The organism is Mesorhizobium sp. M4A.F.Ca.ET.090.04.2.1 (assembly GCF_003999085.1).
GTDB lineage: Bacteria > Pseudomonadota > Alphaproteobacteria > Rhizobiales > Rhizobiaceae > Mesorhizobium.
This window is the reverse complement of record NZ_RZOT01000101.1, coordinates 1-12950: the sequence shown is the minus strand read 5'-3', so window position 1 is coordinate 12950 and position 12950 is coordinate 1. Positions and strand designations below refer to the sequence as shown.

Annotated in this window: 12 protein-coding genes and 1 pseudogene; 8 read left to right on the top strand and 5 right to left on the bottom strand. The window is 61.1% G+C overall.

The genetic code is table 11. From position 1 onward, the window contains the following. A partial coding sequence (locus EN781_RS34225; RefSeq protein ID WP_189347452.1) for a hypothetical protein occupies window positions 1-883 on the top strand: 883 nt, incomplete at its 5' end. A gap of 21 nt (window positions 884-904) precedes the next feature. Here the strand turns inward: EN781_RS34225 and EN781_RS09990 are convergent. The 4 genes and pseudogenes from EN781_RS09990 to EN781_RS35225 all read right to left on the bottom strand — a co-directional run bounded on the left by EN781_RS09990 (window position 905) and on the right by EN781_RS35225 (window position 4302). Then, a complete protein-coding gene (locus EN781_RS09990; RefSeq protein WP_127399945.1) occupies window positions 905-1564 on the bottom strand; it encodes a hypothetical protein in 660 nt (219 codons plus the stop codon). Between the two features lie 246 nt (window positions 1565-1810). Next, entirely contained in the window at window positions 1811-3622 is a 1812-nt protein-coding gene (locus EN781_RS09985) for a recombinase family protein (protein WP_127399944.1), read from the bottom strand. 89 nt (window positions 3623-3711) lie between these two features. Continuing rightward, window positions 3712-3813, bottom strand: a pseudogene (locus EN781_RS34220) (ATP-binding protein); the annotation flags it as partial. Between the two features lie 192 nt (window positions 3814-4005). Beyond that, entirely contained in the window at window positions 4006-4302 is a 297-nt protein-coding gene (locus tag EN781_RS35225; RefSeq protein ID WP_245492578.1) for a hypothetical protein, read from the bottom strand. 28 nt (window positions 4303-4330) lie between these two features. Here EN781_RS35225 and EN781_RS09980 point away from each other — a divergent pair, with 28 nt between their 5' ends. Beyond that, window positions 4331-5593 carry an Ig-like domain-containing protein gene (locus EN781_RS09980; protein WP_245492313.1) on the top strand — a complete coding sequence of 421 codons (1263 nt, stop codon included), beginning with the start codon at window positions 4331-4333 and terminating at the stop codon, window positions 5591-5593. A 56-nt stretch (window positions 5594-5649) separates the two neighbouring features. Here EN781_RS09980 and gshB read toward each other — a convergent pair whose 3' ends face one another. Beyond that, window positions 5650-6591, bottom strand: a complete 942-nt coding sequence (gene gshB, locus EN781_RS09975) for a glutathione synthase (RefSeq protein ID WP_126057230.1) — start codon at window positions 6589-6591, stop codon at window positions 5650-5652. A 216-nt stretch (window positions 6592-6807) separates the two neighbouring features. On the opposite strand from gshB, the gene EN781_RS09970 reads away from it, so the two are divergent. The 6 genes from EN781_RS09970 to EN781_RS09945 all read left to right on the top strand — a co-directional run. Further along, window positions 6808-8043, top strand: a complete 1236-nt coding sequence (locus tag EN781_RS09970) for a glycosyltransferase (RefSeq protein ID WP_127399943.1) — start codon at window positions 6808-6810, stop codon at window positions 8041-8043. Next, a complete protein-coding gene (locus EN781_RS09965; RefSeq protein ID WP_245455294.1) occupies window positions 8040-8441 on the top strand; it encodes a GtrA family protein in 402 nt (133 codons plus the stop codon). Before EN781_RS09970 ends, EN781_RS09965 begins: the two co-directional genes overlap by 4 nt. Window positions 8442-8578: 137 nt before the next feature. Further along, window positions 8579-10336 (top strand): GtrA family protein, encoded by a 1758-nt coding sequence (locus EN781_RS09960; RefSeq protein ID WP_245455293.1) that lies wholly within the window; start codon window positions 8579-8581, stop codon window positions 10334-10336. 100 nt (window positions 10337-10436) lie between these two features. Further along, the gene (locus tag EN781_RS09955; RefSeq protein WP_127399942.1) at window positions 10437-11786 is read left to right on the top strand and encodes an EAL domain-containing protein; all 1350 of its coding nucleotides are present in this window, start codon (window positions 10437-10439) and stop codon (window positions 11784-11786) included. Between the two features lie 153 nt (window positions 11787-11939). Beyond that, window positions 11940-12707, top strand: a complete 768-nt coding sequence (locus EN781_RS09950) for an SDR family oxidoreductase (RefSeq protein ID WP_126057227.1) — start codon at window positions 11940-11942, stop codon at window positions 12705-12707. Then, a partial coding sequence (locus EN781_RS09945) for a 2-dehydro-3-deoxygalactonokinase (protein ID WP_189347448.1) occupies window positions 12704-12950 on the top strand: 247 nt, incomplete at its 3' end. The genes EN781_RS09950 and EN781_RS09945, both read left to right, overlap by 4 nt.

Below are 12950 nucleotides of genomic sequence, written 5' to 3'. Positions count from 1 at the left end.
GTTGGAACAAGCGCAACCGAACATCGAGGTTTCGCTGCAATATGGGGTGGAGCCGTCTCAGACTGTTTTCCGTGTCGATCCGGTCCCGGCTGAAGCCAGGAAGGCGATCTCCTCTTTTGTTATCCGACAGAACCCCAGTCAGGACGACGATTCACCATTCATTTTCCGCCGTGACTACAGCTATGGGGATCGCTATCGCGAATATCGGACCAAGGTTGTCCCGGCATATGCCGCGTCAGTCCATCGATTTCTTGAGGTCCAGTACGGTCAAGTTCCCTTCGCCTTCTGCCTCAAGAACCTTGGGGATTTGCAGGCAGAGAGCTTGGTAATCAAGCTGATAAGCCGAGGCGGCTCACTTCACAATCGTTTCACCTGTTATCCGATATTTGGCCCGCCCGCGCCGAGGCCGAAATCGCATCCCCTCGATGGTATCCGATTCAATGCGAATTCTATTCGGTCACCGATCGGTCGGCACGACATGCATTTTGCAGTCGGTCCGGATCGCGGCCAAGTTATTGAAATCCATTGTGCTGATTTCAGACATGGTCGCAGTTGGGAATTCGAGGGCATTGCGACGATCGACCCTCACAGTGAGGGTCCTTTCGTCATCGATGTTGAGGTGACTGCCTCGAATATGCGGGGCATCCAAGGTCATTCGTTCGATCTTGCCTACACGGTGGAGAACGCGAAGGTTTCCGATCTTGTTGACCTATTGAAACGCACCTATCGGGCTCCGATCCCGATGAGGGATCGGTACAACGCTGAGGTCAAAGCTAAAAACTGGGGTTGGATGGAAGTCGTTGACGTTGATGGCCAAGAGCAGGATCCCGACGAAGACGATGATTTTGATGATGACGATCAGGGTGAGGGAGATGTCGATTAGCCGCTGCGATCGCTTTGCCGATCAATGAAGGGCAGGCCGCTTTTCGATCGGCAACACCCTGAAATCGTCTCCAACCAAAAGCTCTGAATTGTTGTGCCCTATGAATTTCGCCATGTACGAAGTGGCACGACCCTCACCCGTCGAATTTCGATGGTCGTGATCGAGAGCCTGGATATCCACCTCCCTAATCGAGAACCGTTCCTTGAAGGCTGAGAACCGTTCTTTGTCGGCGATCAGTTTTTGAAAGCCCTCTCGGACCTGATCCGTGAAAATCCAGATCGAATGGATATGTGGGTTTTCCAGCTCTCCCATCGATCTCCAATATCTCGATCCATTCATGTCCAGGCAACCGATTGCTAGTGGCTTTGACGGGTCGAATGAAGGTCGATGGTAGTTCCGTCCAATCAGGTTCCGGCAGAGGTGGTTGTAAATGTCGGTGAACGTATCCAGCACCGATTTCGCCTTGGGAATGTCGATTGAGGCGGAACCTTCTAGCCGCTGATTGCGACTGCTGTGATCGAATGAGATCGTGATCAAGTACCCGTTCCGTTTCTTGAATGTGGTGATGGAATCGAACCTGCCTTTGTGTTCGTCGATGAACTGATCGATCCTCTCGTCGAACCACGATGCATACTGTGATGTGATGGAAGTGGGAGATGGTTTTGAGACGGTCTGGAACATGAGATTGGCTTCTTTCAAAGGGATATAGACCCATCGGAAATGCGGTGGGCGAAAATGGATTTGGGTGTTCGAAGTCGTGCGAGGATAAGCCGTCGGCACGGTACGAAAAGCCGATGTCGAAAGGGAAAACTGAGAAACGAGGTTGAAAGGCGGTTCTGGAGGTTCTGAGAATGATAGCCGGTTAACCGGCCGGCTATTTATCGCGATGAGATCGCGAAACTTTCGACTTGGGTAAGAATTCTCCGGTCACTGAGCCGAAGCAGGCTCGTCAAATACGTTGCCCCACCCATCAGACCAACCAATCGGCATGCCGCGATCACTGCCGGAGATTTCGCCGTCTTTGTCGACCAGGACCTCTGCGATTATGTCGGTCGGGTCATCGCTTTTCACCATGACAAAGCGAGACACCCCGTCGGCCAGCATCACGTTGAAGCTTCGGTTATACCGTTGCGCTTGTTTGTTGGTCGTTTCGATGTGGTCGATCAATCGTTCCCGTTCATCGGGGTTCAGCTCCTGGCTTTCCAAAAAGGTCCTGATTCCCTTCATTTTGGGCCGCCTGCCATCTGCCGCGATCCTCAACGAAGTAACCAGTATGCTCAGGCGATTAGCCACTGCTGCACGCCGCTCAAAAATGTCTGGAGCGGACATATCCTGAACCGACGCGATTAATGAACGCAACTCGTCGGCTGAGATGGTTGGCAGCATACTCGCCATCGATCTTTGCTCACGGAGTTGCGTGATCAGTGCTTCTTCGGCAGCGATTGACGCTTCACATTCGTCGAGCTTGCCCTTGACGAAGGCCGTGGATGACCCCGGCTCGGTCAATAGTTCGAAAATCCGCTCCCGCTTAGCACTGAGTTGGCGAATTTTCTCATCGATAGCCGTGATCTGCTGCTCGACCGATGCGCGCTCGGAATTCTCGGCCGCAGCCTTTAGCGTAGCGGTGAGGTCAATCTCTTTGACGAAGTAGAGAAACGACGTCTCGAAATCGGAATATCTCCAACTGATGCTTTCGCACCCCAGACCGCGAACCGCGTTTGTGCACTTCAGCGCCTGCGATCCCTTGGGCGGGCGTCCTTTGTGGACGAACCTCATTGGGGCGCCGCAGTACTCGCATTTGGCTATCTTCGTGAACAGGTTGCGGTATTCGGGACCTTTTCGTCCTGCCCCTTCGACAAGTCTCTTTCGGCGCGAGGCTTGGACGCGATGAAACAGGTCTTCTTCGATGATTTTTGGAAAGTAGTCCGCGACCGGTTCGCCATGTGGGACACGATCCCCATGGTCATCGTAGCGGTGCGGCTGAAACTCTCCGAGCACAGCTCGATTGTTGAGGATCTTAGTGACGTACGATTCGTGCCAGCCGTTCGATTTGGTGAATGTTGGAATGGCTGACTGATTGAGGCGACGCGCGATGGAAAATGATCCGTTCCCTGTGTCCGCTAACTGAAAAATCTGGCGAACGATTTCGACCCTCTCGGAAATCAGGTCAAAACCCGCTCGATCCTCCTGTAATGATAACCAAGCTGGACAAACCTTGGTCAGTTTCCTGCGGCCAGCGTTCTTCCGCTTGTTCTCCCAAGCTGCACCAACGCGCATGCTCTTGGTCTTGGATTCCTCATACGCTCGACCCAGGACGACAACCGAGTAGATCACGTCGGCGACATTGGTATCGCCAGCTCGGTAGACGTGATTATCGGCCAGGGTGACGACATTGATTCCGCTCTTCACGATGTCGAAGAATATGGGGACGGAATCGAGTATCTGCTGACGGCTGATACGATCTAACGACTCGACCAGCAGATATGAGCCCTTGGCAATCTGCCCGGCCCTTACAAGCTCCAGAAATCTCCCTAGTGCCCCAGATGAGACGTTGGCGCCCTTGAAAGCCGAGACGCCTATATCCTCAAGCTTGAAGTCTTCGACAAGCTGTAGCCCGTGCTGTTCGGCATACCTCTTTGAGGCTTGCTCTTGCCTTCGGAGACTGTCGCCTCGCAATTGAATGTCGGTGGACATTCGGATGTAGGAGTAAGCCACAGGACCGGGAAATTCAGAAGCCATACGAAGCTATGTAGACCGCCAGAAATTCAAGCTCAACGAGCTTTGGCGTCGATAATAGGACCTTCGACTCAAGAGAAATTAATCCGCCTTACCATCTGCATGCCGACCTTGCCCGGCGCGATCATCACCTGGACATCGACCGGCACGGCCTCGATGCCCTGGAAAGCGACCGTGCGAACCCGCGCCACCATCTTGCTCTGCCCCCACTATCCGCCCGCCGGTCCTGCGATCAGGCGGCGAGCGGGTCAACCAAGACAACCACAGATTTTCGGATTGATCAAGAACATTACGAGAACAAATGCCGACGCCGACTGGAGCAACGGATTCCCGCTCGACACACATAATTAACCACATCGGAAAAAGGCGAGGCGCAGTTTGGTTTGTCACCGATCCGACGCGCGTACGATGCTATCGTTGGGATCGGGGGGCATCCACAGCACGTCCAGGCGCGAAGGCGAGGAAGACAGGATGCCGACCTTAAGCAATGGCAGCGAGCTCACCGTATGGGAAGAAACCGACAATCCCAATCCGAGCCCTGACGCGGTCCTTTTCAGCATTACCGAAACCGACGGCGATGTGATCGGGCCAATAGGAGCAAAGCCGGATTTCCCGTTCGGTGGGATCGACCTGGCTTCGGTCGATGTCTTCGACGGCTTCTTCACCATCACCAGCTTCACCAACGAGGGACGAACCGAGACCTGGACGACGGTGGAGACGCAAGTCTTCGACAATGAAGGCAATCTTATCCGCACCTTGTCCGACCAGGCCGCTTTCATGTCGGCCCAGATTGTCTCGGTCAACGCCGACAGCCCCGACACCATCACGGTGACATGGATCGGCGCGAACGAATATTTCGGCGGCGAAAACACCCAGTACGGGCAGCATCAGATCATCCTGGAAGGCGGCGTGCTGCAGCCCGACAGCTTCGTCAATCATGCGCCCAGCGCCGCCGATCTGAATGTGTCGGTTTCGCAGGGGCAATTTCTCGACGACATCAAATTCAGCGCCGCGGATGCCGACTACGATCTCCTGAGCTTTATCGTCGTGGACGGGCCGGACCACGGCGCCCTCGAGCAGAGCACGAGTTTCGACGGCAACTACTACCCCTTTCACCAGGGTCACTACGGCTCGAGCCTGCACTATCATGCCGACTTTCTGAGCGGCAATCTGTTTGACTACACCCCTGAGGCCGGCTTCGTCGGCACCGACAGCTTCACGGTTTACGCGACGGACGGCCAGGGCAACAGCAATGTGGCGACGATTACGATCACGGTGACGCCGCCGGCCGAATCCATCGCGCTGAGCGACATTACGAATGTCGTGAGCTACGGAAGCCACGATCGTGCCGTGCTCGTCGCCGCGCTGGGCGGTGGCGACCGCATCAACGGCACCCCGTTCAACGATACGCTCGACGGCGGCGCCGGCCACGACCAGCTGTTCGGCGGCGCCGGCGCCGACACGATCATCGGCGGCGCGGGCACGGATTGGCTGAAGGGCGACGCCGGCAACGACGCGATAAGCGGCGGTGCGGGCACCGACGGCATCCGCGGCGATACGGGCGACGACGTTCTCGACGGCGGCGCCGGCTCAGACGACCTGCGCGGCGGTACTGGCGACGACATCCTCAATGGCGGCGCCGGCCGCGACTGGCTGGCCGGCGACGCGGGCCGGGATGTCTTCGTGTTCGACGCACTCGGACCGGCGAACTACGACCGTATCGTCGACTTCAAAGCGCTTGACGATGTGTTCCGGCTGGACAGCTCCGCATTCGTCGGGCTGTCGGCCGGCCCGCTTTTTGCTGCCGTCTTCACGGTCGGCAGCGAGGCCATCGATGACAGCGACCATATCATCTATGACGCGACCGGTGCTTTGCTGTTCGATCAGGACGGGGCGGGCGGGGCGGCGGCCGTCCAGTTCGCCACCGTGGACCCGGGCACCTGGCTCACTGCGGACGACTTCTTCGTGGTCTAGACGCGGAATCGGCGAGCCGCAGTTGCACGGAATCAGGCGCGGTTCCAAGGTTGCCGTTACCGCCTTTTGCCCTCGACGCAGTCCCAGAACAGGCTGGCGATGTCGGCGCCGCCGAAGCGCTGGACCTCGCGCACGCCGGTCGGCGAGGTCACGTTGATCTCGGTCATATAATCGCCGATGACATCGATGCCGACGAGGATGAAGCCGCGTTCTCTCAGGGAAGGCCCGATGCGGGCGCAGATCTCGCGTTCGCGCTCCGTCAGCTCGGTCTTTTCGGCGCGGCCGCCGACATGCATGTTGGAGCGCGAATCGTGCTCGGCCGGCACGCGGTTGATTGCGCCCACCGGCTCGCCGTCGATGAGGATGATGCGTTTGTCACCCTTGCGCACGTCCTTCAGGTAGCGCTGCACGATATACGGCTCGCGGAACATCTGGCCGAACATTTCGAGCAGCGAGGCAAGGTTGCGATCGGCCTCGTGCAGATGGAAGATGCCGGCGCCGCCATTGCCGTAGAGCGGTTTGACGATGATGTCGCCGAACTCCTTGCGGAAGGCGGCCACCTCCTGCGGATCCTTGGTGATCAGCGTTTCCGGCATCAGTTCGGGAAATTCGGTGACGAAGATCTTTTCCGGGCTGTTGCGCACCCAGGCCGGGTCGTTGACCACCAATGTCCCAGGATGGATGCGCTCCAGGATGTGCGTGGTGGTGATGTAGTTCATGTCGAAGGGCGGGTCCTGCCGCAAAAGCACGACGTCCATCTCCGACAGATCGGTGCGCACCTTCTCGCCCAGCGAGTAGTGATTGCCCTTCTCGTCGCGCACCTGCATCTCCTCGATGCGCGCGAACACCTTGCCGTCCCGCATCGACAGCCGGTCGGGCGTGTAATGGAAAAGCTTGTGGCCGCGCCGTTGCGCCTCGAGCGAAAGCGCGAAGGACGTGTCGCCGGCGATCGACACGGTGGAGACATGGTCCATCTGGACGGCGATCTTCAGCGGCATATGGGCTCTCCGGCGGCTCTGTCGCCGATATAAGGAAATCGGCGAGGTCTGCCAATCGCGACATTTTGAAGATTGCATCAGCAAGGCGCAAACCCAGCCGGATTGCAGACAAGGCGAGAACCCGCGTCATCGTTTTCTTAAGCCTTGCCATGCAAGGGTGGTTCGAATGAGCCCGGCCCTGCAGACGCCGGACCGGTCCTTGATGGAACAAGAACCATGAACGCCGTCACAACAATCCGCGCCGCCCAGACCAAGCAGCTCGAGCTCACCATCCTGATGCCATGCCTCAATGAGGCCGAGACGCTGGCCGTTTGCATCGGCAAGGCAAAGGCCTTCCTCAACAAGGCCGGTATAGCCGGCGAGGTGCTGATCGCCGACAATGGCAGCACCGACGGCTCCCAGGACATCGCGACAGCTATCGGCGCCCGCGTCGTGTCGGTGCCGCAAAAGGGCTACGGCGCTGCCCTTCTTGGCGGCATCACCGCCGCCAGGGGCCGCTTCATCATCATGGGCGACGCAGACGACAGCTATGATTTCAGCGCGCTGGACGCGTTCGTGGCACGCCTGCGCGACGGCGCCGACCTGGTCATGGGCAATCGTTTCCGGGGCGGCATCGAAGCCGGCGCCATGCCGCCGCTGCATCGCTACCTCGGCAATCCGGTGCTGAGCTTCATCGGCCGCCTGTTCTTCCGCATCACGACCGGCGATTTCCACTGCGGCCTGCGCGGCTTCAATGCCGAGGCCATCAGAAAGCTCGATCTGCAGACCACCGGCATGGAGTTTGCCAGCGAGATGGTGGTGCGCGGCGCGCTTGCCGGGCTGCGTATCGAGGAGGTGCCGACCACGCTCAAGCCGGACGCCCGCAGCCGCCCGCCGCATCTCAGGACCTGGCGCGACGGCTGGCGGCATCTCAAATTCCTGCTGGTCTACAATCCGCGCTGGATGTTCTTCATCCCCGGCATGGTGCTAGGTGGCCTGGGCACGCTGTTTGCGGCTCTGCTGGTGTTCGGGCCGCTCAGGGTGATCAACAATCTGTCGCTCGACCTGAACACCTTCGTCGCCGCCTGCTTCATGATCGTCACTGGCGTGCAGCTCATCACCTTCGGCGTCATTTCGCGCTACTATGCCGAGGTCACCGGCATCCTGCCGCGCAGCCGGGGCTCCGACTGGCTGACCAGGACAATCTCCACCGACCGCCTCGCCGCCAATGCCGGCATCTGCTTTGCCGGCGGCTTCTCGTTTTGCGCCTATGCCGTGCTGCGCTGGGCGAATCTCGGCTTCGGCCCGCTGGACGATTCCGAAATCCCGCGCATCGTCGTACTCGGCCTCAGCCTGATTGTGATTTCGTTCCAGGCCTTCTTCTCGGCATTCCTGCTCGGCGTCCTGGAAATTCCGGTCAAGCGGTTGAGAGCCGGCCAGTCCAGTGATCTGCCGGCGGGCGAAAACCGGTGATCGACGCGTTGCCGGACCTTATCCAGAAGACGCGCCTGTTCCGCTTCCTGGTGGTCGGTGTCGGCGCCGCCCTGCTCCTGTTCGTGCTTTCGTGGCTGCTGGTTTCGCTTGGCCTCTCGCCGTTCGCAGGCAGTGCCGTTGCCTACGCGATCGCCTTCATCGTCGCCTATTCCGCGCAACGCGGCTGGACCTTCGGCGCAGAGCATGATCATGCCACCGCGCTGCCGCGCTATCTTGCGCTGCAGGCCGCATGCGCTGCCTTTTCCGGCCTTGTCTCGCATGTCGCGGTAACGCGTTTTGGCCTGTCGCCCGTCGCCATGTCGGCGTTGACCACGGTCGCGGCAAGCGCGCTGAGCTATATCGTGTCGTCGGCTTGGGTGTTTCCGGCACGCGGCTAGCGCATCTGCATCGAGCTTTACGCTTTGTGAAGCGAGCGGCGCTAGCCTGCGGCACCGAGCAACCACCCGAAAGTCGATCCATGTCCGCCGTCCATGCCGCGATTCCTTCCGGGAAAGCCGCCCGAGCCGCCTGGCGAATGGACCTTCTGGCGGCGCTGCTCACTATGCTGGTGGTGCTCCTGGTCAACGCCTATTCCGGATTTCCGGAACTGACCAACAACGGCGGTGACAATGACAGCATGCTGCGAATGGTCGAGGTTCGCGATCTTCTCTCCGGCCAGGGCTGGTTCGACCTGCACCAGTACCGGATGGGGCCGGAAGGCGGCTTTGTCATGCATTGGTCGCGGCTGGTCGACGCACCGCTCGCCGCCATCATCCTTGCAGCCTCGGCACTGACGGGCAGCGCCGCCGTCGCGGAGAATGTCGCACTGGTTGCGTGGCCGACGCTGCTCTTCGGGGCCGCCGTATTCTACCTCACCCGGGCCGCGCGCAGCTTTGCCGGCGAGCGGGCGGTGCTGCCCGCGGTGGTCGTCGGCGCTGCGGCGCTGCATTTCATAGGCATCTTTTCCCCGGGTGCCATCGATCATCACAATGTCCAGCTCACGCTGACCATGGCTAGCCTCAGCCTGTTGCTTGAGGCGCCGACAAGTCGGTCCGCGGCATTGTTTTCCGGCCTTTGCGCCGCCCTGACGTTGGCGGTCGGCATGGAAACCGCCCCCTATGTCGCGACCATCGGCGCCGCTGTTGCACTGCTCTTTATCGTCGACAGGAGCGGCGAAGGCCGGATCGCGAGGGATTTCGGCGCCGGCTTTGCCGGTGTTTCGGCTCTCGTCTTTGTCACCACGATCCCCGCATCCGCCTGGGGCCAGGCGCAATGCGACGCCTTCTCGATCGTGCAATTCGCCATCGCCGCGCTTGCCGGGGCCGGTCTTGCGGTGGTCGCGTCGATAGACGCCGCCGGCCGCACGCGCCTTCGGCGTATCGTATCGGTCGGCCTGCTCGCCGCGGCACTCGCCGCGGTCGTCCTGTTGTTGTTTCCGCAGTGCCTGGCGGCTCCTTATGCCAATCTCGATCCACGCCTCAAGGAATTGTGGCTCGATCACGTGGACGAAGCTCAGTCGCTGTTCGTGCTTCTCGTCTACAACCCCGCCCGGGTGGCTGCTCGCTATGCCACTCCGCTGATGGGGATGGTGCTCCTGGCTCTTCGCCTGCGCCAGGGCGGCTGGCGCCGGCAGGACACCCTCGTCGGCGTGCTGCTTGTCGTGGCCTTCATCGTCAGCGCCTGGCAGGTGCGTGGCTCGACTTTCTCGGTTGCCTTTGCCGTCATCCCGCTTTCGGCATGGATCGCCAGATGGCGCGAGCGGGTCGAGGCCAGCCCTTCGCCACGCACCTCGCTTCGCATGGCGGCGGCCTGGCTGCTGTCGGTGAACGCGCTCTGGGCCGGCACCGCCACGGCGGTGTCATCGGCCTTCGAGATCGGCAAGGCCAATGACGAAGTCGCCGACACGAATTGCGAGAACAAGGCCTCGTTTGCATCGCTCGCCCGGCTGCCCGGCACCACTGTTCTGGCGATCTCCAATCTCGGCTCGCCTATCCTCGCCTATTCCGCGCACCGTGTGTTCGCCGGTCCCTACCATCGCAACATCGCCGGAAATCTGCTGGCGCTCGATGCTTTCCTGGGGTCCCCGGCGGATGCGCGAAGGATCGTCGAAAGCCACCATGTCGGCTTGGTGGCCGTCTGCCGCGGCAGCACTGAAAGCCAGCTTCTCGCCGAAACGGCACCCAAGGGCTTTCTTGCCGGCCTGGTGGACGGCAGCGTGCCGGAATGGCTGGAGCCGGTGGCGGGAACCCGCGGAGCTCCGATCGAAATCTACCGCGTCCGCCAGGGCGACTAAGCAGGCCACCCGGCGTCCAGAAAATCGATTTCTCGATACGTTTCCTAAAGGGTTTCCTGCCAGTCTCACCGCAAATTCCGACGTGCAACAAGGAACACCGATGCAAACGACGTTTGCCACCGGGCTGGCAGGCAGGGAAAACACGGATCTGGCCTTCACCGATCCGCTGACCGGGCTTGGCAATCACCGCCGCTTCTTCGACAAGGTCGACCGCCTGATCAGCGATCGTTCCGAGGACCCGGCGCCCTTCACCGTCGGCATCCTCGACCTCGACGGCTTCAAGCCGATCAACGACCTGTTCGGCCACAAGGCCGGCGACGACATCCTGATCCAGGTGGCAATGCGGCTGCGCGCCTCGATGGACAGCTATTCCACCGTTTGCCGCATCGGCGCCGACGAGTTCGCCTTCCTCTATCCGATGGTGTTCAGCGAAGAGGCGGCGTCCGAAAAGGCGCGCGTGCTGATCGAGATCCTGTCGGCGCCTTATGACGTCGGCGAGCGCACCGCCAGGCTGTCGGCCTCCGTCGGCTGTTCGCTTTTCTACTCCGGCGACGAGACTACCGACATTCTGCTCAACAAGGCCGAAACCGCTCTCTACCACGCCAAGCGTTCCGGTCGCGGCCGGGTCGTCGTCTACACGCGCGAGATGGAAGAGGCGGCCAAGCGCGTCACCCGCATCGAGCAGGCGCTGCGCCGCGCCGTCTCGGCCGGCGAGGTGGAGCCGCATTTCCAGCCCATCGTTGACTTGAACACCCGCCGCACCATCGGCTTCGAGACACTTGCGCGCTGGACCGACCGCGACCTCGGTTCCGTGCCGCCAAATGTGTTCATCCCGATCGCCGAGGAACGCGGCATCATTGGTCCGCTGTCGCAGCTGGTGCTGCGCAAGGCCACCGAGGCGGCGCGCAGCTGGCCGAAGGACCTGTTCCTGTCCTTCAACCTGTCGCCGTCGCAGCTCGTCGACCAGAACACCGGCCTGCACATACTGGCGATCCTCGACCGCACCGGCTTCGATCCGCACCGGCTGGAGATCGAAATCACCGAGACCGGCCTGATGAACGATCCGGCCTCGGCCGAGAAGATCGTGGCGGATCTGCGCCGCGTCGGCATCCGCGTCTCGCTCGACGATTTCGGCACCGGCCAGTCCTCGCTCGGGCGGCTGCGCGAATTCCATTTCGACAAGCTCAAGATCGACCGCGCCTTCGTCTCCTCGATCCTCGACGACCGCCCGTCCGAGCACATCATCCGCGCCATCCTCGCCATGTGCGAGGGGCTCGGCATGGATGTCGTGGCCGAAGGCATAGAGGAGGAGGCGCAGGCCGACCGCCTGGTCCAGTTCGGCTGCGCCGGCGGGCAGGGCTATCTGTTCGGCAAGCCGATCGATGCCGACGCCACGCTCGGCTATCTGCGCGATTCCTATCGCGGCGCCCTCCACGCCAAGGCAATCTGACCGCCGTTCCTGTACGGATTCGGCCAGCCCCTTCATCCGTGCCGGCGTGATTTGCCTTTTTGTCAGACATAAGCTTGAAAATCTGACGTTTATCCCTTGCCCGCGCGCCTTGTCTGGATAGGATGCGCGCCGACCTGGCCAGGGAGAAAAAAGATGATGCCATCGGCACGTTTTGCCGATCTCGAAGGCGCTTCGGTGCTGATCACCGGCGGCGGTTCCGGCATTGGCGCGGCGCTGACCGAGGGCTTTGTCCGGCAAGGCGCGAAGGTCGCCTTCATCGACATCGCCGACCGTCCGAGCATCGCGCTTGCCGACCGCATCGAGAAGGAGCAAGGCCGGCGGCCACTCTACCTCAAGACCGATCTGCGCGACATCGAGGCGCTGCGCGCCTCGGCCGCCAGGGCGGCTGAAGCGCATGGCGACGTCACCGTCCTGGTCAACAACGCCGCGCTTGACGACCGCCACGCGGTCGAGGACGTCACCGTCGAGTTTTGGGACAACAACCTTGCCGTCAACCTGCGCCCGCATTTCTTCACCGCGCAGGCCGTGGCGCCGGGCATGAAGCGGGCCGGTGGCGGCTCGATCATCAACTTCACCTCGACCTCCTATCTCATCAACCACCCCGACATGCCGGCCTACACCGCCGCCAAGGCCGGCATACTCGGCCTCACCAAGGGCCTTGCCGGCAAGCTCGGCGCCGACCGCATCCGGGTCAACGCGATTGCGCCGGGCTGGGTGATCACCGAACGCCAGAAGGAGCTCTGGGTCACCGAACATGGGCTCGCCGCCCATGTCGCCAAGCAATGCATCAAGGATGTCATGCAGCCCGAGGACATCGTCGGCACGGTGCTGTTCCTGGCCTCGGATGCCTCGCGCATGCTGACCGCGCAGATGCTGATCGTCGACGGAGGCTTCCTGTGAGCGCGGCCCCTGCGGTCGCCGCGCTCGATTGGGGTACGACCAGGCTCAGGGCCTGGCTGCTCGACGACGCAGGCAAGGTGCTTGCCGAGCGTCGCGGCGATGATGGGCTGATCACCGCGCGCGAGAAAGGTTTCTCGAAGGTTCTTGAGGGCCACCTGGCCGCCATGGGGGCGCCTGAGACGCTGCCGGTCATCATCTGCGGCATGGCCGGGTCCCGTCAGGGCTGGCTGGAAGCGCCCTATG

Coding starts and splice junctions, on each gene's coding strand:
- EN781_RS09985 (WP_127399944.1), bottom strand. CDS start 3,622: ATGGCTTCTGAATTTCCCGGTCCTGTGGCTTACTCCTACATCCGAATG.
- gshB (WP_126057230.1), bottom strand. CDS start 6,591: ATGCCGCTGAAGATCGCCGTCCAGATGGACCATGTCTCCACCGTGTCG.
- EN781_RS09990 (WP_127399945.1), bottom strand. CDS start 1,564: ATGTTCCAGACCGTCTCAAAACCATCTCCCACTTCCATCACATCACAG.
- EN781_RS09960 (WP_245455293.1), top strand. CDS start 8,579: ATGGACCTTCTGGCGGCGCTGCTCACTATGCTGGTGGTGCTCCTGGTC.
- EN781_RS09950 (WP_126057227.1), top strand. CDS start 11,940: ATGATGCCATCGGCACGTTTTGCCGATCTCGAAGGCGCTTCGGTGCTG.
- EN781_RS09955 (WP_127399942.1), top strand. CDS start 10,437: ATGCAAACGACGTTTGCCACCGGGCTGGCAGGCAGGGAAAACACGGAT.
- EN781_RS09970 (WP_127399943.1), top strand. CDS start 6,808: ATGAACGCCGTCACAACAATCCGCGCCGCCCAGACCAAGCAGCTCGAG.